The sequence below is a fragment of the Mesorhizobium sp. RCAM 06353 genome (assembly GCF_059683585.1).
Map to the genome: position 1 here is coordinate 3,564,211 of NZ_CM185031.1, position 18,270 is coordinate 3,582,480.

18 protein-coding genes and 1 pseudogene are annotated in these 18,270 nt (G+C 65.3%); 12 read left to right on the plus strand and 7 right to left on the minus strand.

What is annotated here, in order from left to right:
• The first annotated feature begins 70 nt into the window (after positions 1 to 70).
• Positions 71 to 1,231 carry a hypothetical protein gene (locus tag AC56QX_RS17195; protein ID WP_497117594.1) on the plus strand — a complete coding sequence of 387 codons (1,161 nt, stop codon included), beginning with the start codon at positions 71 to 73 and terminating at the stop codon, positions 1,229 to 1,231.
• Positions 1,224 to 1,982: an ATP-binding cassette domain-containing protein gene (locus AC56QX_RS17200; protein ID WP_497117595.1), complete on the plus strand. Its 759-nt coding sequence runs from the start codon at positions 1,224 to 1,226 to the stop codon at positions 1,980 to 1,982. The genes AC56QX_RS17195 and AC56QX_RS17200 overlap by 8 nt, the downstream gene beginning before the upstream one ends.
• 33 nt (positions 1,983 to 2,015) lie before the next feature.
• Here AC56QX_RS17200 and AC56QX_RS17205 read toward each other — a convergent pair whose 3' ends face one another.
• The 3 genes from AC56QX_RS17205 to AC56QX_RS17215 all read right to left on the minus strand — a co-directional run bounded on the left by AC56QX_RS17205 (position 2,016) and on the right by AC56QX_RS17215 (position 4,170).
• A complete protein-coding gene (locus AC56QX_RS17205) occupies positions 2,016 to 3,020 on the minus strand; it encodes a zinc-dependent alcohol dehydrogenase family protein (protein ID WP_497117597.1) in 1,005 nt (334 codons plus the stop codon).
• Positions 3,021 to 3,070: 50 nt separating this feature from the next.
• Complete coding sequence (locus AC56QX_RS17210; protein ID WP_497117599.1) at positions 3,071 to 3,328, minus strand: hypothetical protein; 258 nt, start codon at positions 3,326 to 3,328, stop codon at positions 3,071 to 3,073.
• 89 nt (positions 3,329 to 3,417) lie between these two features.
• Positions 3,418 to 4,170 (minus strand): DUF899 domain-containing protein, encoded by a 753-nt coding sequence (locus tag AC56QX_RS17215; RefSeq protein ID WP_497117600.1) that lies wholly within the window; start codon positions 4,168 to 4,170, stop codon positions 3,418 to 3,420.
• Positions 4,171 to 4,482: 312 nt separating this feature from the next.
• On the opposite strand from AC56QX_RS17215, the gene AC56QX_RS17220 reads away from it, so the two are divergent.
• The 3 genes from AC56QX_RS17220 to AC56QX_RS17230 all read left to right on the plus strand — a co-directional run bounded on the left by AC56QX_RS17220 (position 4,483) and on the right by AC56QX_RS17230 (position 7,333).
• Positions 4,483 to 5,703 carry a helix-turn-helix domain-containing protein gene (locus AC56QX_RS17220; protein WP_497117601.1) on the plus strand — a complete coding sequence of 407 codons (1,221 nt, stop codon included), beginning with the start codon at positions 4,483 to 4,485 and terminating at the stop codon, positions 5,701 to 5,703.
• 33 nt (positions 5,704 to 5,736) lie between these two features.
• Positions 5,737 to 6,369 carry a Vgb family protein gene (locus AC56QX_RS17225; protein WP_497117603.1) on the plus strand — a complete coding sequence of 211 codons (633 nt, stop codon included), beginning with the start codon at positions 5,737 to 5,739 and terminating at the stop codon, positions 6,367 to 6,369.
• A 133-nt stretch (positions 6,370 to 6,502) separates the two neighbouring features.
• A complete protein-coding gene (locus AC56QX_RS17230; protein WP_497117605.1) occupies positions 6,503 to 7,333 on the plus strand; it encodes an aldo/keto reductase in 831 nt (276 codons plus the stop codon).
• Positions 7,334 to 7,416: 83 nt separating this feature from the next.
• Here AC56QX_RS17230 and AC56QX_RS17235 read toward each other — a convergent pair.
• Together AC56QX_RS17235 and AC56QX_RS17240 are read right to left on the minus strand one after the other, a co-directional pair.
• Positions 7,417 to 7,786 (minus strand): annotated as a pseudogene (locus AC56QX_RS17235) (endonuclease domain-containing protein).
• A 103-nt stretch (positions 7,787 to 7,889) separates the two neighbouring features.
• Positions 7,890 to 8,198: a hypothetical protein gene (locus AC56QX_RS17240; RefSeq protein ID WP_027046206.1), complete on the minus strand. Its 309-nt coding sequence runs from the start codon at positions 8,196 to 8,198 to the stop codon at positions 7,890 to 7,892.
• Between the two features lie 254 nt (positions 8,199 to 8,452).
• On the opposite strand from AC56QX_RS17240, the gene AC56QX_RS17245 reads away from it, so the two are divergent.
• From AC56QX_RS17245 to AC56QX_RS17255, 3 genes are all read left to right on the plus strand, one after another.
• Positions 8,453 to 9,100, plus strand: coding sequence for a glutathione S-transferase family protein (locus AC56QX_RS17245; RefSeq protein WP_497117788.1), 648 nt, complete (start codon positions 8,453 to 8,455; stop codon positions 9,098 to 9,100).
• A 323-nt stretch (positions 9,101 to 9,423) separates the two neighbouring features.
• Entirely contained in the window at positions 9,424 to 10,923 is a 1,500-nt protein-coding gene (locus tag AC56QX_RS17250; protein WP_497117607.1) for a helicase HerA domain-containing protein, read from the plus strand.
• 7 nt (positions 10,924 to 10,930) lie between these two features.
• Positions 10,931 to 11,746, plus strand: a complete 816-nt coding sequence (locus AC56QX_RS17255; protein WP_497117609.1) for a sulfotransferase family protein — start codon at positions 10,931 to 10,933, stop codon at positions 11,744 to 11,746.
• Between the two features lie 29 nt (positions 11,747 to 11,775).
• Here AC56QX_RS17255 and AC56QX_RS17260 read toward each other — a convergent pair whose 3' ends face one another.
• Entirely contained in the window at positions 11,776 to 12,219 is a 444-nt protein-coding gene (locus tag AC56QX_RS17260) for a Ros/MucR family transcriptional regulator (protein WP_497117790.1), read from the minus strand.
• Between the two features lie 335 nt (positions 12,220 to 12,554).
• On the opposite strand from AC56QX_RS17260, the gene AC56QX_RS17265 reads away from it, so the two are divergent.
• The 4 genes from AC56QX_RS17265 (at position 12,555) to AC56QX_RS17280 (ending at position 17,465) form a co-directional block, all read left to right on the plus strand.
• Positions 12,555 to 13,421: a DUF6502 family protein gene (locus tag AC56QX_RS17265; protein WP_497117610.1), complete on the plus strand. Its 867-nt coding sequence runs from the start codon at positions 12,555 to 12,557 to the stop codon at positions 13,419 to 13,421.
• Positions 13,418 to 14,485, plus strand: a complete 1,068-nt coding sequence (locus tag AC56QX_RS17270) for a DUF5666 domain-containing protein (RefSeq protein ID WP_497117612.1) — start codon at positions 13,418 to 13,420, stop codon at positions 14,483 to 14,485. Before AC56QX_RS17265 ends, AC56QX_RS17270 begins: the two co-directional genes overlap by 4 nt.
• Positions 14,486 to 15,201: 716 nt before the next feature.
• The gene (locus tag AC56QX_RS17275) at positions 15,202 to 15,699 is read left to right on the plus strand and encodes a hypothetical protein (protein WP_497117613.1); all 498 of its coding nucleotides are present in this window, start codon (positions 15,202 to 15,204) and stop codon (positions 15,697 to 15,699) included.
• On the plus strand, positions 15,699 to 17,465 hold the full coding sequence (locus AC56QX_RS17280) for a glycosyltransferase (RefSeq protein WP_497117615.1): 1,767 nt from the start codon (positions 15,699 to 15,701) through the stop codon (positions 17,463 to 17,465). The genes AC56QX_RS17275 and AC56QX_RS17280 overlap by 1 nt, the downstream gene beginning before the upstream one ends.
• 18 nt (positions 17,466 to 17,483) lie before the next feature.
• Here AC56QX_RS17280 and AC56QX_RS17285 read toward each other — a convergent pair whose 3' ends face one another.
• Entirely contained in the window at positions 17,484 to 18,119 is a 636-nt protein-coding gene (locus AC56QX_RS17285; RefSeq protein ID WP_497117616.1) for a class I SAM-dependent methyltransferase, read from the minus strand.
• Between the last annotated feature and the right edge of the window lie 151 nt (positions 18,120 to 18,270).

Below are 18,270 nucleotides of genomic sequence, written 5' to 3' on the forward strand. Positions count from 1 at the left end.
CCTACTGGCGGCACAATCGTCGCCGACCTATGTCGATATCCAACCGGTCTGCGATCACGATGATGGAACAATGCGGCACGACAGGCTTGTCCTGACCTTGCTTTGGCGCGAGCTCTTGGCTGGCTTGCGCTCGATGCGCCGCCGCGACCTTGCCTGGATTGGGCTCGGCGGCGGGGCTCTGCTTGCCTATGCCATCGCAGACATCGTTCTTGCTTTGCAGACGGCATCCGCCACGCTGCGGCAGGCGCAGGCGCTGTGGACCTTTGGCTTGCCGGCGGCACTTCTCGGCCTTGGTGGTTTCGCTGGCAGCGCGATCGCGAGACTTTGCATGTTGCGCGCCTTTGCACCGTTCCTGAAGGCATTGCCGATCTCGCTCGTGCAGCGCCGGCGCATGGCGGCGTTGGCGGCGTGTATGCTGGGCGTTCCCATTGCCTTCATTGTCGCCGCGGCAGTGGGCCTTGGCTGTTTCGTCATCGCAAAACCACTCGCGCCGGTCTGGGGTCTCGGCGCCGCGATGCTGTTTGGCACCGGCTTCTGTGCGGCAGCCGTGCTGCATCTGCGGAGCGCTCGCGACCTCGTCCGCATCAACAATTCCGATCTGGCGAGGGATCCAAGTGGGCGCCGGCCCTGGCTCGCTGCCTTCGATCGTCCGGCACCAGCCTGGCTCTCCAGCTGGGCCTGGGGCCTGCCGGCTGGCCATGTGCGCCCGTCCTGGCGACTGGTGGGCGCGGCCGTCTTCCTCGGTGTCGTCGCGGCCCTTTCCGCAGCGATCAGCCTCGTTCATCACGATGCCGTGCCGGCGGCCATGGCCGGCCTGACCGGCGGCCTTCTCGTCTTCATGCTGAGCGCGCGGTTCCATCCGCTCGGCTCGCCGGTACTGCGCACGGCTCCAATAGGTTTCGTCAGGGCGTGGCTGCGCCTTGCGCGGCTGCCCCTGCAATTGTCGCTTGCCTTCTTTCTCATGCCGGCGAGCGCTGCGCTGGCGGCGGAGCCATCGGCCTGGGCGATGCCGCTCGCCAGTGGCTTCTGGCTGCTGGCGCTGAACGGCGCCTATGCGGTGTTCGCCGCCTATTTCATGACCGCGCCGTTCGTCGCCGCGCTGAGCTTCCTCAGCGCCATCGCCTACACCAGCTACGAATCGCTCGAATATGGGCGCACGGTACTGATCGGCTTTGCAGCCCTTGTCCTGTTTCTGTGGCATCGGGCGCAACGGAGATATCGCCATGGATAGCAGCGCCAATCCTGCCGAGATCCTCGCGGTTCGCGGACTCAGCGCCGGCTATGGGCCCCGCGCGGTCGTCAGTGGCATCGATCTGTCGCTCGGCCGGGGCGACATCCTTGGCCTGCTCGGCGCCAACGGCTCGGGCAAGTCCACCTTGCTCAGGGCGATCACCGGCCAGATCCGGCCGCTCGGGGGGACCGTGGCGATCGGCGGCGCCGACCTTGCCGGCGCACCGGAGCGCGCCAAGTCCGGCTTCGGTCTTGCCATGGATCCATCCGATCTGCCGGCGGCTCTGACCGGGCGGCAATATTTTGAACTCGTCGCCTCGATCCGTGGCTGCGCCGAAGACGACTGGCCTGGCGCCGATGTCGCCGAACGGCTCGGGCTGAAGCGCTGGATCGAGCGGCCGATCGCCGAATATTCCCTCGGCACGCGGGCCAAGATCGCCATTGCCGCGGCTCTGCTCGGTGCGCCGCCGCTGCTGATCCTCGATGAGTCCCTGAACGGCCTCGATCCGCTCGCCGCCTTCGAGGTGAAGCGCATCATCCTGGCTCTGGCTTCGAGTGGCCGCCATGCCGTCATCATCTCCACCCATGTCGTGGAGGCCGTGCCTGGCCTGTGCAACCGCGCCGTCCTCCTGGCCGAAGGCCGCATCGCGCGTGACTGGGATGCAAGGCAACTGGCCGAGGCGGGGCGTGTGCCTGGCGCTTTCGAGGCCGAAGTCATGCGGGCACTGACCGTCCAAGCGGTTGATGGATGAAGGCACGTTGAGGCGTGCATCTGCCCGCAAGGCTCAAAGTTCCAGGCAAACCTTGCCGAAATGCTTCTGGGCTGCGTAGTGCGTGAAGGCAGCGGCGATGTCGCGCAGCGGGAAGCGGCGGTCGACGACCGGCTTCAGCCCGTTGACCTCGATCGCGCGGATCATGTCCTCCTGGTCCGCCCGGCTGCCGATCGAAATGCCGCTGATGCGGATCTGGTTCGAGAACACGGCCGGGATCGAGACATCAGCCGCAAAGCCGGTCAGCACGCCGATCAGGGCGATGTGGCCGCCTGTGCGGCAGGCGGCTATCGATTGCGCCAGCGTGGCGGGGCCGCCGACCTCGATCACGTGATCGACGCCGCGTCCGTCCGTCAACTCCCTGGCCTTGCGGCCCCACTCCGGCACGGCCTTGTAGTTGATGACGGCGTCGGCGCCGAGGTCTCTGAGCCTCTCCAGCTTTTCCTCATCGGACGAGGTGGCGATGACCCGGGCGCCAGCGGCCTTGGCGAATTGCAGCGCAAACAGCGATACGCTGCCGGTGCCGAGGACCAGCACCGTGTCGCCGGGCTTCACCTTGCCGCATACAACCAGGCCGCGCCAGGCGGTGACGCCGGTGCAGGTCAGCGTTGCGGCTTCCACATGGGTGTAGCCCCGAGGCGCCCTGGTGAAGGCCTGCGCCGGCATGCAGACATATTCACTGGCCACGCCGTCAAAACTGTCGCCCGGCACATCGCGCCTGGTGGCGGGCGTCATGTCGCCGTCCAGCCACCAGGGATAGAAGGTGCTGACGACGCTGTCGCCGGGCTTGAACGCATCGACATCGCTGCCGACGGCAATCACGTCACCCGCGCCGTCGGACAGCGGCACGCGGCCATCGGCCAGCGGTGTCTTGCCCTGCACCGCGAAATCGTCGCGCATGTTTAGCGAGCAGGCGCGAATCCTGACCATCACGTCACCCGGCCCTGGCTGGGGCGGGTCTTCCTCGACCAGGTCGAGCCTGTCCAATCCACCCGGCGCTCTCAGCCTGACGAGCTTCATTGTCTGTCTCCGACGTGTAGGGATGTTCGGGGGCCGCGGGCGGGGTGGATCTATCGGACCTGCCGGCCGGAGATCACCCGCAACCAGGGCGTCAGGTGGAAGGCGCTCATCAGCAGATACATGGCTGCCATGCCGGTGAGCGGTGAGGTGCCCATACACAGCATCGTGGCGTTGCTGCCTTGAAGGCAGGACAGCAGCGCCATCAGAGCGAAGGTCGGTGCGGCGGCAAGGCAAAGCCAGTCGGCGATGCCGAGGCTGGCGGTGTTTTCTGGGGTCGCGCTGCCGGTGCCTGAATGGATATCGCTCATGGTTTTTTCCTTGACGGGACTTGGTGGGCCGAGACCAGGACTTGGGTTCCTCCCACTTCGTGAGGGAGAGGAACCCTAGCTGGAGGCCCTTACTGCTCGCCCTTATCCCTGAACGCGGCTTCGCCGGCGGCGGATACCTCGGCCCATTTCTTGTCGGCGCCGGCTTCGTAATTGTCGTGCCAGTTCCACCAGCTGTAGAGCGGCGTCTGCGGATAGCCTTCGGGCGAATCCTCCCAGATCTCCTGGCGGCCGAGCGGCGTGGCGTCGAGATAGCTCCAGACCGTGCCCATCGCCTCGTCGCCGCGGCTGTTGATGAAATAGGTGCGGAAGACGCGGTCGCCGTCATGGATGAAGACGTTGTGGCCATGCCATTCGTCGACGCCGAAATCCTTGTCGAAGCTGTCGGTGATTGTGTACCAGGGTATGTCCCAGCCCATCCGCGTCTTCAGCCGCGCAATGTCGGCCTGCGGTGCGCGCGAAGCGTAGGCAAGCGTGGTGTTGCGGGCGTTGAGATGGGCGAGGTGGCCGACCTGGTCGGCGCCGAGCGAGCAGCCGCGGCAGGCGTGATCGGGCCAGCCATAGACGCCGGGCTCGAAGAAGGCGCGGTAGACGATCAGCTGGCGGCGGCCCTCGAACAAATCGAGCAGGCTGGCCTTGCCGTTGGGGCCTTCGAACACATAGGCCTTGTCCACTTCCACCCACGGCATGCGCCGGCGTTCGGCGGCGAGCGCGTCCTTGGCACGCAGCGTCGCCTTCTCCTTGACGAGAAGCTGCGCGTGCGCGGCCTGCCATTCCTGCTGTGAAACGACCGGTGGGGTCTGCATCGTCATGTGCTTGGTCATTGGTCTTCTCCTTTGCCAGTGCGGTCTGTTGTTGCCTGGGGATCCAGGCTAGGGCGGTGAAGCGGGGTGGGGTGAGTTACATCCGCGACGGGATTTGAATCCTCCGGCCCGGCGCAGCAGGGGTGGCGGGGCCGTGCGGTGTGTTCGAGATCTTCGGTTGCAGGCATTTTCGGCTACCTCTAGTGAGATGCTTAATGTAAATAACTAAGATGCTTAGTTTGGGCGTCAACCGCGGCTTGCCGGCCGGCGGTGTTGATCTAAGTTAGGGCGGCATGCGGTGGGGGTGGGAGTTACAAGTGTGACGGGATTTGAATGGATTCACTGATCACCGCGGCAGCGCTGGCGCTGGCGGCGGGCGATCCGCTCGGCGCGCTCGACCGCGTTGCGCTCCGCGAAGATGCGCCGGCGCTGGCGCTGCGCGGCATCGCTATGGCGCAGCTCGGCGACTTCGATCGCGCCAAGCTGCTCTTGCGGCGGGCGGCCCGCGCGTTCAGCCCGAAAGAGGCCGTCGCGCGCGCAAGATGCGTCGTCGCCGAGGCCGAGATCGCGCTGGTCTCGCGTGATCTGGGCTGGCCGGCCAAGGCGCTCGACGCGGCGCGCACGACGCTGGAAAAGCATGGCGACCGGCTGAATGCGGCGCATGCCGGCCATCTCAAGGTGCGGCGCCTGCTGTTGATCGGCCGGCTCGACGAGGCCGAGCATGTGCTGGCCGGGCTCGACCCGACGCCGCTGCCGCCGGCCGCGCGGGCCGCGCATGAGCTTGCCGTCGCCGGCATCGCCATGCGGCGGCTGCGGACCAGGCCGGCGCGCGCGGCGCTGGAATGGGCGCGCCACGCCGCTCGCCAGGCTGGCATTCCCGGCCTCATGGCGGAGGTCGACAGCGCATCGCTGGCATTGGAAACACCGGCGGCGCGGCTGATCACGCAAGGCACCGAGCGGCCGCTGCTGCTCGAAGAGGTCGAGGCGCTCCAGGCATCGCCGGCGCTGGTTGTCGATGCGTTTCGCTACACCGTGCGCGCCGGGCACGGAGCCGTCTCGCTGGCCAGCCGGCCGGTGCTGTTTGCGCTGGCGCGTGCGCTTGCCGAAGCGTGGCCCGGCGATGTGTCGCGCGAGGAACTGGTGGCGCGGGCCTTTGGCGGCAAGCATGCGGATGAATCGCATCGCGCGCGGCTGCGCGTCGAGATCGGCCGGCTGCGCGCCGAGCTTGGCGCGCTGGCCGATATCAGCGCCACCAAGCGCGGCTTCACGCTGGCGCCGCGCCAGGAGCGCGCGGTGATGGTGCTGGCGCGGCCGATCGAGGAGCGGCACGCGGCGGTGCTGGCGCTGCTCGCCGACGGCGAAGCCTGGTCGAGCTCGGCCCTGGCACTGGCGCTCGCAACCGGCCAGCGCAGCGTGCAGCGGGCGCTCGAGCCGCTTGCCGAGGCCGGCAAGGTGCAGTCTTTCGGCCATGGCAGGGCGCGCCGCTGGATGACGCCGCCGGTGGCCGGATTCACGACCACCTTGTTACTCCCGGCGCCGCTGCCAAGCAGTTAGGAAGGGTGGATGACCACAATCGAGGATCAAGACATGAAACATTCACCGGCCGAAATCCTGCGCGAATACGGACCTTTTCCCGGTATCGAGCGGATACATGGGGTGAGCTTCGACGGCGAGAATGTCTGGTTCGCCTCAGGCGACAGGCTGAACGCCTTCGACCCGGAAAGCGGGCAGACGCTGCGCTCGATCGATGTCGCCGCCCATGCCGGCACCGCTTTTGACGGCCGGCATTTCTTCCAGCTCGCCAATGATCGTATCCAGAAGATCGATCCCGATACCGGCGCGGTGCTGTCCACGATTCCGGCGCCGGGCGGCGGCCGCGACTCCGGGCTGACCTGGGCCGAAGGCACGCTTTGGGTGGGGCAGTACCGCGAGCGCAAGATCCACCAGATCGATCCCGAGACCGGAAAGATCCTGCGCAGCATCGAATCCAGCCGTTTCGTCACCGGAGTGACCTGGGTGGACGGCGAGCTGTGGCACGCCACCTGGGAAGGCGACGAGAGCGATCTGCGCCGCGTCGACCCGAAAACCGGCAAGCTCCTGGAGACGCTCGACATGCCGGCTGGTATCGGCATCTCCGGGTTGGAATCCGATGGCGCCGACCGCCTCTATTGCGGCAGCACATCCACCGGCGTGGTGCGGGCGGTGCGCCGGCCGAAATGAGCCGGGTTCCCTGACGGGTTGCCAGATCGAGCCTTGCGAATTTGTCCGCCGGCGACTGGTCGTCGCCCAAGGTCGTGCCTAGATAGGCTGCGTTGGGCGACCGCCCGGACATCTCTTCACAAAGGACCCGACCATGCCCGAACAGATCACGCTGAATGACGGCGCCACCATCCCGCAGCTTGGCCTTGGCGTGTGGCAGGTCGATCACGGCATCACGGCCGATGTGGTCGGCTGGGCGATCAAGGCCGGCTACCGGCTGATCGACACCGCCGAGGGCTACCAGAACGAGGAGGGGGTCGGCGAGGCGATCCGCGCTTCCGATGTGCCGAGAAGCGAGCTGTTCATCACCTCGAAGCTGCGCAACGGCGCGCACCAGCGCGATGCGGCGCTACGCGCTTTCGACGACACGATGAAAAAGCTCGGCGTCGAGCAGATCGACCTGTTCCTGATCCATTGGCCGGTGCCCAGCCAGGACAAATATGTCGAGGCCTGGAAGACGCTTGTCGAGCTGAAGCAGGCGGGGCGGATCAAGTCGATCGGTGTCTCGAATTTCAACCAGGACCATCTGGAGCGTATCATCGGCGAGACCAGCGCGGTCCCCGTGGTCAACCAGATCGAACTGCATCCCCGCTTCCAGCAGCGCGACCTCAGGCATTTCCATGCCCGCTACGGCATCCGCGCCGAAAGCTGGAGCCCGCTGGGCAGCGGCCGGCTGCTGAGCGACCCGACGATTGCCGGCATTGCTGGGAAGCACGGCAAGTCTGCCGCGCAGACGATCATCCGCTGGCACCTTCAGGAGGGCTTGATCGTCATCCCGAAGTCGGTCCGCCAGGACCGTATCGCGGCCAATTTCGATGTCTTCGACTTCGAACTCGACGCGCAGGACCTGGAGACTATCGCCGGCATGGATTCGGCCGACGGCCGCGACGGCCCGAACCCGGCTACGGCGGCGTTTTTGTTCTGAGGGCGGGCGGCGAAGCTGCCAATCTCCCCCCAAGTGGGGGAGATGTCCGGCAGGACAGAAGGGGGCGCTGTCCCGCCGACGTATCAGTCGGTGCCGTTCAAACCCGCAGCGATGACAATATGTTGGCAGACATTGTCGATGTCACGGATGACATCATCATTCCAGAAGCGAAGGACGACCCAACCGTCCTGTTCCAGGCGCTTCGTCCGCGATGCGTCGGCGGCTGCAAGGTCCGCATCCGCATGCTGCGACCCATCAAGCTCCACGATGAGCTTTTTCTGCGGGCAGGCAAAATCGACGATAGCCGGCGATCGGGAGTTGCCGGCGAAAGCCAAGACCCATCAATCGATGCGCGCGAAGTGCGTTCCAGAGCTTTAACTCCGCGTCGGTCATGACTTTGCGCATGGAACGTGCGTTTGATCGGTTCTGAGGGGGCAATGGAGTATGAGGCATGGCTGCCTTCTTGATTGAAGTGAGCACTCTACGGCGCCCCCCTCTGTCCTGCCGGACCTCTCCCCCACGAGGGGGAGATCGGCGGCTTCACTGTCCGCGCCCGCTAAATCCCGGACCCATCCAGCTGCTGCGCATCCTCGCCCTCCCAGGGCGCCGGCAGCGAGCCGCCGCGGCTGAGGTTGGCCGAGGGCAGGGGCATCCAGCATTTCAGCTCGGGGTCGGCGTATTCGACGACGCGGCCGGGTGAGGAATCCGACGCCCGCCAGCCTTCGCCGGCGAACTGGTCGCCGCGCGCCCAATAGGCGAGGTCGACTTCGGCCGGTCCTTGTTCGGAGGGACGGACCGTGACCAGGATCCGGCTGCCGTCCTTGGGCGCCGTCGACATGTGGCGCCACCGTTCGGGCTCGTCCATCGCAATTCCTCCTGCCTTGGTCCGAGGTGAAGTGTCGCCTCGCTGTCAGGGGCGGTCAACCCAAACTTTGCGCCATCCGTCCTGTTTCGATTGGCAGCCAAAACACCTTGATGCACCCTGGCCCCCGGTTCGGGGGAAATAGACAAAAATGTCGGATTGCACCAACCACCTCCGTCCTAGGTCTGCGACGTTGGCCAGGACAAGGAGAGGCATTCATGCGTGACAAGATCGAGCCGATGTTGGCTGCGGGCGACATGAAACTGTATTTCAGCCGCAATCCCAATCCGCGCCTGGCGGTCGCGGTCGCGCGTCATCTCAAGGCCGAGGTGACCTTCGAATTCGCGTCACCGTTCGCGCCGGGGCAAGCGGAGCGGTACCGGCCGCTCAATCCCAACCTTTCCCTCCCCATACTGGCGTGGCCGGGCGGCAGTCTTTGGGAGGCGGACGCCATAGCCTGCCGGCTGTCGCGCGACGTCGGATCGGATTTCTGGCGCACCGGTGATGACGAGCCCGAGATGATCCGCTGGCTGAGCTGGGGCAAGGAGAATTTTGCGCGGGCCTGCGACATGGTGCATTTCGAGCGCGGCACCAAGCAGCGCTATCACTTGGGTCCAATCGATCATCAACTCGTCGAGGAAGGGCTGAAGCTGTTTCACTCGACGGCGGCAATCCTGGAGGCAGCGCTTGGCAACCGGCAATGGCTGGTGGGAGATCGGGTCTCCTATGCCGATTTCCGCATGGCGACGTTCCTGCCCTTCAACGAAGTCGCCGGCCTGCCGCTCGAGGATTATTCCGTCCTCGCGAGCTGGTATCGCCGGCTCGAAGCCATCGACGCCTGGCGCGACCCTTTCGAGGGGCTGGAAGCGCCGCCTTTGCCGCCGGTGCCGCGGCAGGGCGCGTAAACCGGGGGCGGTTGGGGGGCAAATAGACGACCGGCGCATACACAAACGGAACTTGAAGACGCCGGCCGCCATTTGGGGCGTTGGGGTGCATCTCGTTGGGGCGCGATGCAAGGTCAGGCTACGCGGATGCCGGGCGCCTTCAATCGGAACGCTGGCCCATGGTGAACAGGTGGTTACTATCCACAGGCTGGCAACCACCTTACGGACCCTTCGCCGTCCCTCACAGCTGTGTGCAACACCCCATGGTCGGCCATCGGCGCTCGACGGGCAGCACCTGGGTTGCTAAGCCCCAAGCCGCGCAGGAGACCTTTTTGAGTCGAGACATGACCGTTGCGATCGAGATGGGACACACCACGGCGGGCGCCCCAGCCAACCTCGATCTCGAGGAACTGCTGGCGACCCGCCTTCTGGTGCAGGGCAATTCGGGCTCCGGCAAGTCGCATCTGTTGCGCCGGCTCTTGGAGCAGAGCGCGCCCTGGGTTCAGCAGACCATCATCGATCCCGAAGGCGACTTCGTCTCGCTCGGCGAGCGCTACGGCCATCTGGTGATCGATGCCGAGGAGCACACCGAGCGCGGCCTGCAGGCGGCCGGCGAGCGGGCGCGCATCCACCGCGTCTCCACCGTGCTCAACCTCGAAGGGCTCGACGCCGAGAACCAGATGCGGCGGGCTGCCGCCTTCCTTGGCGGCCTGTTCGAAGTTGCCCGCGACCATTGGTACCCGATGCTGGTGGTGGTCGACGAGGCGCAGCTGTTCGCGCCGGCGGTGGCCGGAGAGGTTTCCGACGAAGCGCGAAAACTTTCGCTTGGCGCCATGACCAATCTGATGTGCCGTGGCCGCAAACGGGGGCTTGCCGGCATCATCGCCACGCAGCGGCTGGCCAAGCTCGCCAAGAACGTCGCGGCGGAAGCCTCCAATTTCCTCATGGGCCGCACCTTCCTCGATATCGACATGGCGCGCGCCGCCGATCTGCTCGGCATGGAGCGGCGCCAGGCGGAAGCGTTTCGCGACCTGGAGCGCGGGCAGTTCATGGCGCTGGGACCAGCGCTGTCGCGCCGTCCGCTCGGCCTGCGCATCGGCCCGACCGACACCAGCCCACGCAACGGCACGCCGCGGCTGATGGCGATGCCGGAGGCAGCCCTCGAGGACGCCCGCGCGATCATCCTGGCGGCACCGCCGCCCGAAACGGCGCGCACGCCGCGCCGGGTGGCGTCACCGGACCTGCTCGACCAGCTGATGGCGGCGAAGTCGGCTGCGCTGGAAATCCGCCCCGAACCGGCGGAGCCGCAAATCAGCGCCGAGGATCTGGCGGAACGGCGCGAGCGGGTGGACCGCGTGCTGCGTGCCATCCTTGCGCAGCCCGACGCGGGTTTTCGCGTGATCGGCGTGCTCTACCAGGAATTCGTCGTGCGCTGCCGCATCGAGGGTCTCGCCTCGGTGGTGCCGGACCTGCCGGAGTTCCGCCGCATGCTGACGCGCGCCCGCGCCGGCCTTGGCTCCGAGACGCAGGATGACGCGTGGCAGGACGTTTCCGTCCGCGCGTCGCTGCTGCCCGACGACATGCAGGGCGTGTTCATGATGATCGCGCGGGCGGCCAAGGAAGGCTGGCCGTGCCCGAGCGACGCAGCGATCGCGCGCGCTTACGGTTCGCACTCGCTGCGCCGCGCCCGCCGCCTGTTGACCTATATCGAGGAGCAGGGCCTGATCGTCTGCCAACTCGACGGCACGGGAAAGCGCACCGTGACGCTGGTCGAACTGGCCTGGGCCACGGCCCCCGGCGACCCCAACGCCGAGGAGGTGGAGCAGGGGAGCCTGGCACTGTGAGGAGGCGATGACGCGTTCAAATCCCGGCGGATCGCAGAGGCAGCCTGGTGGCAATGCCGCCCGGGTGCGCATCATGGGGACGCCGAGGTCCGGCACGAATCTCGCCAAGCACCTGGTCGAAACCCATCTTGGCGTGCCTGTCGTCTTCGACCAGGGCTTTTGGAAGCATGGGATCTTTCCGGCGCTGATGAACGGGCGCGACCTTGGATATGGCGACTTGCCCATCATCGTCATGAGCAAGGATCCCATTACCCAGCTTCTGTCATGGTTCCGTTTCAGCAGGAACGACAGCCTTTTCAGGCCGGCCAGACATCTCGGACCGTTCCTGAACGGGCCTTTCGAGATCAGGCAGGATTTCACGCGGCCCAAGATGACCTACAGGTTCCGCACGCCTGCCGATTATTGGAACCAGTTCTACTTTGCCATGGAAGCCCTGCGCCGCACCGGCGCGCCGGTGCAGTTCGTCAGCTATGAGCAGCTCGTTTCGACGCCGGCGCTTTGCCTCGCTTCGATTGCGCGTTTTCTCGACCTGTCCCCGCCTTTCGACGCCGGCGCCACGGTGACCATCCCACGGCATGCGCTCGCCGCGAGCAATGACATCGACCGGCCGGCGGAGGCGGCCGCCAAGCTGGGCCCGTTCGATCCCGCGCGCGCGGATCTGGCCTCCGCGCTCGCCAGGATCGGATGGCGCAATGCGCGCCGCATCCTGCGCGACATCGACGATGACGTGCTCGATGCGACGGGCCGGGCCGGATTTCGCATAACCTGCCGGAAGGCGATCGGTCCCGCGGCGATAGCAAGGTCGTTCATCGACTTCTGGTGAGGTTGGTGCGCCGCGCGGCTTTCAACCACCTATTTCTGCTTGCGGCCCAGCCCCATGGATTTGGCGAGTTTCGAGCGGGTGGCGGAATAGTTTGGCGCCACCATCGGGTAGCTGGACGGCAGGTTCCACTTCTTTCGATACTGGTCCGGCGTCAGGCCGTAATTCGTCTCGATATGCCGCTTCAGCGATTTGAAACGCTTGCCGTCCTCCAGGCAGATGATGAAATCCGGCGTGACGGATTTTTTCACGGGGACGGCATATCTGATCTCGTCGGGCCCGCCATCGGCAACGCCATCGGAAATATTCCGGATTGACGCATGGATTTTGCCGATGAAGTCGGGAAGCTCGGCAGCGGGAATGGGGTTGTTCGAGACGTAGGACGAGACGATATCGGCGGTTATGGAAATGACCGGGTCGATATGCTTGCCGTTTCCGGCGTATATGCCGGCGCCGTCGGTGACTTCATCAGGCATTTCTTCGAAAATCCCCCCGGCCCGAACGATGGTTGGTCTGACATAAGGCTTCTTCAAAAGGCTTCTCCTTGACGAGCATGGTCTGGTGGTTACATCTGCTGGATCATAGTTGTGGGAAAATTTCACACGTGTCAACTGGCGTGAACCAGATGATTTGGCCAAGTCGAAGCGTCGTTTCCCCGTCGGGGTGCGGGAACCGGAACTGACGCGATAGAAGCCCGCCGATGTCGCTTCTTTGGCTGGCGCCCTTGTGGAAGCATTTCCCACAAGCTATTTTCGGCAGGAATTTCCGAGGGATGGATGATCGATCTCGCGATTGAGAAGTGAAGGCGACGATGAGCAAATCGGGACAATATCTGGATGCCGCAGGGGTCCAGAACGCGTTGAACCGGGTTCTGCGCCCGCTGGTGCGATTGGCCATCAAGTGCGGGGTGACCTTTCCGGCCTTCGTCGATCTGCTGCGCCAGCTCTACGTCAATGTGGCCGAGCATGAATTCGCCTTGCCCGACAAGCAGCAGACCGACTCCAGGGTCAGCCTGCTGACAGGCGTCCACAGGAAGGAAGTCAGCCGGCTGAGAGGGGCGGGCGCTCCGGTGCGGGTTGTGCCCGATTCCGTTTCCCGGACGAGCGCCATCGTCGCGCGCTGGCTTGCCGATCCGCAGTTCGTCGACGCCAAGGGCGTGCCATTGCCGCTGGCGCGCACGAACGAGGCTGGAGAGCCCTCCTTTGCCGGCCTGGTGGAATCGGTGACCCGCGATCTCAGGCCACGCGCGGTGCTGGACGACTGGCTCGACCGGGAACTGGTCGAAATCGACAGCAAGGATCGCATCGTCCTGATGGAAGGGGCGATGGTGCCGCGCGGCGACGGCGAGGTCCGGCTTTACTATTTTGCCCGCAATCTCGGCGACCATGCGGCCGCCTCGGTCGAGAACGTCCTGGCCGACGCTCCGCCCTTCCTCGAGCGCGCCGTCCATTATGACGGGCTGTCGGAAGAGCTTGCCAGGTCGCTCGAAGCCTACAGCCGCGAGATCGCGGTCGAAACGCTGCTGCGCCTCAACAAATACGCAAACCAGGCCATTCAAAGCGATCCGGGCGGCACCAGCCGGTGGAACTGGGGGGTCTATATCCTCACCACCGACGGCACGCCGCTCGTTGCCGAAGAAACGTCTGAAACTGGGGATGCCGGCGGAGAGACGGCATGAGCGGCAGGCCGACGAGACGGGGTTTCCTGACGCTCGCAGCCGCCGTGCCGGCGGTGTTTTTCAGCCTGCTTGCGCGGGCGACCGAACAGCCTAAAGACCAGGGCATTGGCGGCACCGGCTGGACAGCGGGGACCGACGGCGACCAAGGCATCGGCGGCACCGGCATCGTCGGAACGATCCAGCGTTTCGGCAGCATTTTCGTCAATGGCGTGCGGGTTCAGTATCAGCCTGACGTGCCGGTCTGGATCGACGGCGTCCGTGTCACCCCGAGCAGCCTGAAGGTCGGGCATGTCGTCCGCGTCGCGGTGGCACAAAAAGCCGATCGCGTGATGACCTCCGCCATACATGTCACAAGCGAGGTGATTGGGCCGGTCGAGCGCAAAACCACGGGCTCGATGCGGGTGCTGGGACAGCAGGTCGACATCCGCCAGCTTGCGGAGGGATTGACGGTCGGGGTGGGCGATATCGTGGCCGTCCATGGTATTCGCCGGCCCGACGGGAAAATCGTTGCCAGCCTGGTAGAGGCCAGGCCGGATGAAACGCACTATCTGGTTCGTGGCCTGGCGGTGGTGCGGTCGGGTGCGTTGTTTATTGGGCAACTCAAGATCGGATACGGATCGTCGCCACTGGCAAATCGGCGCGTTGAACTGACCCTCACCAAGGCCACCGGCGGATACAAGATCGTGGATCTGGAAGCGGAGGCGCCGGTGCCGCAGGCCCATGTCGCTGATGTTCTCTACGAGACGTTTCTGCAGCGCCGCGGACATCGGCTGGAATCGGGTCTGGGCATCGCCGTCGACAATCAGAACGGCGATGTGACATCGACGGCTGCTGTCCGGGTGTTCCTCGAGGTCGGGTTCGATCGAGAGGGCCGCATCGTATCGGCGTCGCGTGGACAAGGTGCCGGCGGGCCGTCACCGAACCGGCCCGGCATGCCGCCGGGTCCGCCTCCCGGCGGGCCGGGTGGACCGGGCGGGCCGACTGGGCCTGGCGGACCTGGAGGGCCGGGTGGACCTGGGGGGCCGGGGGGACCAGGCGGCCCTGGTGGGCCGGGCGCGCCTTAGAGCCTTCATCGTTTCTCGGAAGCAGCATATCGCGTCGGCATCCCTGGGCGAAGCTCCGTCGCGGAGACCCTGGGATCCATTCCGTGACCTTAGCCGTGGAGTGCAGCGGTGCAGAATTCTGCACCGTAGCAGCGCTTCCGAGTCCCGGCATGGATCCTGGGGTCTGCGCCGCGTCGCTTCGTTCCTTGCTCCGCCCCAGGATGACGAAGCGATGGATGGACCAGCGTTCCGGAGGCCCCGACAATCCGGCCGGCCCGTCCTTTGCGATAGACGGAACCGGCCGGCGCAGCCGTACGGGCTCGTTGGGTAGGGGGCGTGAGCTTTTTTGGCACGGCTGCTTTCCGCGGACCATGCGGGGGGCGGACGGTCCGCTGAATCCTATGGAATGTCCTGGCTTCCTTTCCTCTCACAGTCGCTGACGGATTCAATGTGTGGGAAAATTACCCACAAGTCAATCGCACGCTCTTGACGTGGGTAAATTTCCCACATACATCGGATCGACACCTGAGGTTCCAAATCCTCGGGCCTCGGAACAAGGCAAGACAATCCGAAATGATGCGGCCGAAATGATGCGGCCGAAATGATGCGGCTTGACCGCCACGGATTTGTTGCCTCCGGATCTAGTTGATTTTCGGTGAAGCAACCTCGAAGGTAAACCATTGAAAAAACTGTATATTGATGCCTCCCTGCCATTTCGATGGGGGCCGCATCCGCCAGTGGGCATCCCGCGCGTCGAAACGGCGCTCGTCCGTCAGGCGCTGCGATGGAAGGGCTCGCCGGTCGGCTTCTTCATCGTAGATGCCTGGGGGCAGGGTCAAAGGCTCGATGAAACGGAACTTCGCTATCTCCGTCGGCTCGTCGACGGCGATCTGCCGCAACCGATTGGCGGCGAGGCAAGCTCGTATCTGGCGCGGCTGTGGAAATTGCTGTCGATCATGCGGGCGGCACCCTTCGCCGCCGGGCGCGAGTTCGATCGCGTGGCGGCGATCTTTCTCTCGGGCTCCGAGATGCGGCGCGGGGTCAAGTTTCAGCTGTCGAAGACGGCCATCCGGCTGTTCAAGATCGTGAAGTCGGCGCTCCGTCCAAGCAGGCTCGATAGCGGGGATCCGCTGAAGGACGAAAACGCAATATGCTTTCTGTCCAGCGCCAGCGTGCACGAACTGGCCTCGGGCAAGTTCGCGGGAAAAAAGCCAAGAGCGGCATCTTCACCTTGATGCACGACCTCATTCCGATCGACTTCCCGCAATTCGTCGGTCCGCATCACGCGCGCGGATTCGTGCGCAACACGGCATGGCAGCTGGACAATGCGCAGCTGCTCGTCTGCGTGTCGAAATACACCGCCGACCGGGTGAGGTGCCATGCCAGGGCCTCCGGTCTTGGCCGGGTCCCGCAGGTCGCGGTTGCATCGCCCGGCGCTTTCTTGAGGGAAGGCGTCAGCGATCGGGAGATGTCGACTGAGCGGCAGAACCAGAACCGCAAGTTCGTCCTCTACTGCTCGACGATCGAGATCCGCAAAAACCACATCCTGCTGCTCAAGGTCTGGCACCGGCTGTTGCCGCTGCTGGGTGAGCGGCTGCCGACGCTCGTGCTGTGCGGCCGCTGGGGCTGGATGTATGAGGAGCTCACCGCCTTCATGGCGCAGCATCCGGAACTTGGCGAACATGTCGAGTTCCGCTCCAACCTCAGCGACCGGGAGCTGGCGGAACTCTACCGGGACGCCGAATTCAGCGTCTATCCCTCCGCGGTCGAAGGCTGGGGCCTGGGTGCCGCCGAGTGCCTCGATTTCGGGCTGCCGGTGCTGATTTCGGACGCGCCGTCGCTGACGGAGGCGACGCAAGGGCTGATGCCGACCATTCCCGCCCGCGACGTCGACGCCTGGTGCGCCGCGGTCGCCAAGGCCTGCACCGATCCGGTCTGGCTGGCGGAATTGCGCCACACGATTGCGTCGCGCTACCGCCCGATCCGCGAGCGAGACTTTTTCGCGACCATTGTCGACCATGTCGCGGCGATCGACCAAGTCGCGGAAGTCGGCGCCGTTGCCGATGTCGCTTCAGACGATCTCGTGCCGAGGATTTACGGGCCCAATCCGGCGGCGGCCGGGCTGGCCAGTGCAGCCCGGCGCATTAGCAGCCGATCAACCGGTATTTCGCGGGGCGTGATGGGAACCATTGTCGATATGTCGACGCTCGGCGGGGCGCGGGAGCGCTCCGGCAATATTGCCGTGCGGGTGATGGGGACGCCGCGATCCGGCACCAATCTGGCGAAATATCTGCTAGAACGCTATCTGGGCGTACAAATCGTCTTCGATCACGGCTTCTGGAAGCACGGGGTCTTTCCGGCGCTCATGAACGGGCGCGACATACAATATGGCGACCTGCCCATCGTCGTCCTGAGCAAGGATCCCGTCAGCCAGATCCTGTCGTGGTTCCGCCTTGCCAGGAACGACACGATTTTCAAGCCGAACGGGAATCTCGGCGCGTTTCTGACGCAGCCCTTCGAAGTCAGGCAGGATTTCACCGAGCCGAAGCGCATGGAATACAGGTTCCACTCGCCGGCCGATTACTGGAACCAGTTCTATTTCGCCATGGATGCGCTTCGCCGCTCCGGCGCGCCGGTGCATTTCGTGCGCTATGAGCAGCTGGTTTCAGACCCGGCCGATTGCCTGGGCTCGATCTCGCGTTTTCTCGATCTTGACTCATTCTTCGATGCCCGCCGGGTGGTGGCTCTCCCCGAGCACACACTTGGTGCCAGCAACGACTTCGACCCCGCTGAAAGCCCGGCGGATGAAAAAGCCTTCGACCCCGCGCGCGCCGAGCTGGCGTCGGCGCTGGCCAGGATGGGATGGCGCAATGCCCGCACCATCCTGCGCGCCATCGACGACGACGTGCTCGATGCAACCGGACGGGCCGGGTTTCGCCAGACCTGCCGCGAAGCGGTTGGCCCAGCCGCGATGCTGAGGTCGCTCGTCGGCTTCTGGTGAGGCGCCGGCGACGACCGGTCAGCCTGCCGCCGCGATGCCGGCATGGTGGCTGCCCAATTGCCACAGCGGCAGGGGGAAGCGCCCGTGCTGCACCTCGATGACGCGAAAGCCCGCACCGCCGATCAGCCGCAACGGATCGCGGTTGAGGTGGCAGCCGCCGGCGATCGATCCCCATAGCCGGTTCAGCCGCTCCTGCCACCGGCGGCAGCGCGGCCCCTCGGCCTGGCCGTGCTCGATGAAGATCAGCCGGCCCGTCGGTTTCAGGATGCGCCGGATTTCGGTGAGCGCGGCTTCAGGGTCCGGAATGGTGCAGAAGGCGTAGGTGACGACCACCGTGTCGGCGCAGCCATCGGCCAAGGGCAGGCTTTCGCCGCCGGCCCGGATGCATTCGACTGGGAATAGCGAGGCGCTGCTCTTCGGTGCGGCGAGGCCGAGCATGGTGCCGTCGGGATCGACGCCGATCAGCCGCTCTACCCTGGCGGCATCGTAGTAGGGCAAGTTGAGGCCCGAACCGAAGCCAACCTCGACGACGACACCTTGCGCCCGCGGGATGATGCGCCTGCGCATATGCGAGAAGGCGCCGGCCGAACAGCCGGCGTGGACGAAATAGGGCGCGACGCAGCGTGCGTACCAGGAGAGGCAGGTCTGGCACATGGTTCAGCCTCCATGCCCGGCGGCAGGGGCGCCGGCTAGCGGTTCTGATGTGCGATGGCTTGATGTATTGACCGGTAACATTTCTCGCTCCAAGGGAGTTGATCGGGCCGGATCGGCTCGAATTCGGGGGATGGATAGAAGGCCGGCGTCC

Excerpts from the sequence above, each read along its gene's own strand:
- AC56QX_RS17200 (WP_497117595.1), top strand. The coding sequence starts at position 1,224 with ATGGATAGCAGCGCCAATCCTGCCGAGATCCTCGCGGTTCGCGGACTC.
- AC56QX_RS17195 (WP_497117594.1), top strand. The coding sequence starts at position 71 with ATGCGGCACGACAGGCTTGTCCTGACCTTGCTTTGGCGCGAGCTCTTG.
- AC56QX_RS17260 (WP_497117790.1), bottom strand. The coding sequence starts at position 12,219 with ATGCCTGATGAAGTCACCGACGGCGCCGGCATATACGCCGGAAACGGC.
- AC56QX_RS17265 (WP_497117610.1), top strand. The coding sequence starts at position 12,555 with ATGAGCAAATCGGGACAATATCTGGATGCCGCAGGGGTCCAGAACGCG.
- AC56QX_RS17210 (WP_497117599.1), bottom strand. The coding sequence starts at position 3,328 with ATGAGCGATATCCATTCAGGCACCGGCAGCGCGACCCCAGAAAACACC.
- AC56QX_RS17220 (WP_497117601.1), top strand. The coding sequence starts at position 4,483 with ATGGATTCACTGATCACCGCGGCAGCGCTGGCGCTGGCGGCGGGCGAT.
- AC56QX_RS17230 (WP_497117605.1), top strand. The coding sequence starts at position 6,503 with ATGCCCGAACAGATCACGCTGAATGACGGCGCCACCATCCCGCAGCTT.
- AC56QX_RS17255 (WP_497117609.1), top strand. The coding sequence starts at position 10,931 with ATGACGCGTTCAAATCCCGGCGGATCGCAGAGGCAGCCTGGTGGCAAT.
- AC56QX_RS17205 (WP_497117597.1), bottom strand. The coding sequence starts at position 3,020 with ATGAAGCTCGTCAGGCTGAGAGCGCCGGGTGGATTGGACAGGCTCGAC.
- AC56QX_RS17270 (WP_497117612.1), top strand. The coding sequence starts at position 13,418 with ATGAGCGGCAGGCCGACGAGACGGGGTTTCCTGACGCTCGCAGCCGCC.
- AC56QX_RS17225 (WP_497117603.1), top strand. The coding sequence starts at position 5,737 with ATGAAACATTCACCGGCCGAAATCCTGCGCGAATACGGACCTTTTCCC.
- AC56QX_RS17285 (WP_497117616.1), bottom strand. The coding sequence starts at position 18,119 with ATGTGCCAGACCTGCCTCTCCTGGTACGCACGCTGCGTCGCGCCCTAT.
- AC56QX_RS17280 (WP_497117615.1), top strand. The coding sequence starts at position 15,699 with ATGCACGACCTCATTCCGATCGACTTCCCGCAATTCGTCGGTCCGCAT.
- AC56QX_RS17215 (WP_497117600.1), bottom strand. The coding sequence starts at position 4,170 with ATGACCAAGCACATGACGATGCAGACCCCACCGGTCGTTTCACAGCAG.
- AC56QX_RS17250 (WP_497117607.1), top strand. The coding sequence starts at position 9,424 with ATGACCGTTGCGATCGAGATGGGACACACCACGGCGGGCGCCCCAGCC.
- AC56QX_RS17245 (WP_497117788.1), top strand. The coding sequence starts at position 8,453 with ATGAAACTGTATTTCAGCCGCAATCCCAATCCGCGCCTGGCGGTCGCG.
- AC56QX_RS17240 (WP_027046206.1), bottom strand. The coding sequence starts at position 8,198 with ATGGACGAGCCCGAACGGTGGCGCCACATGTCGACGGCGCCCAAGGAC.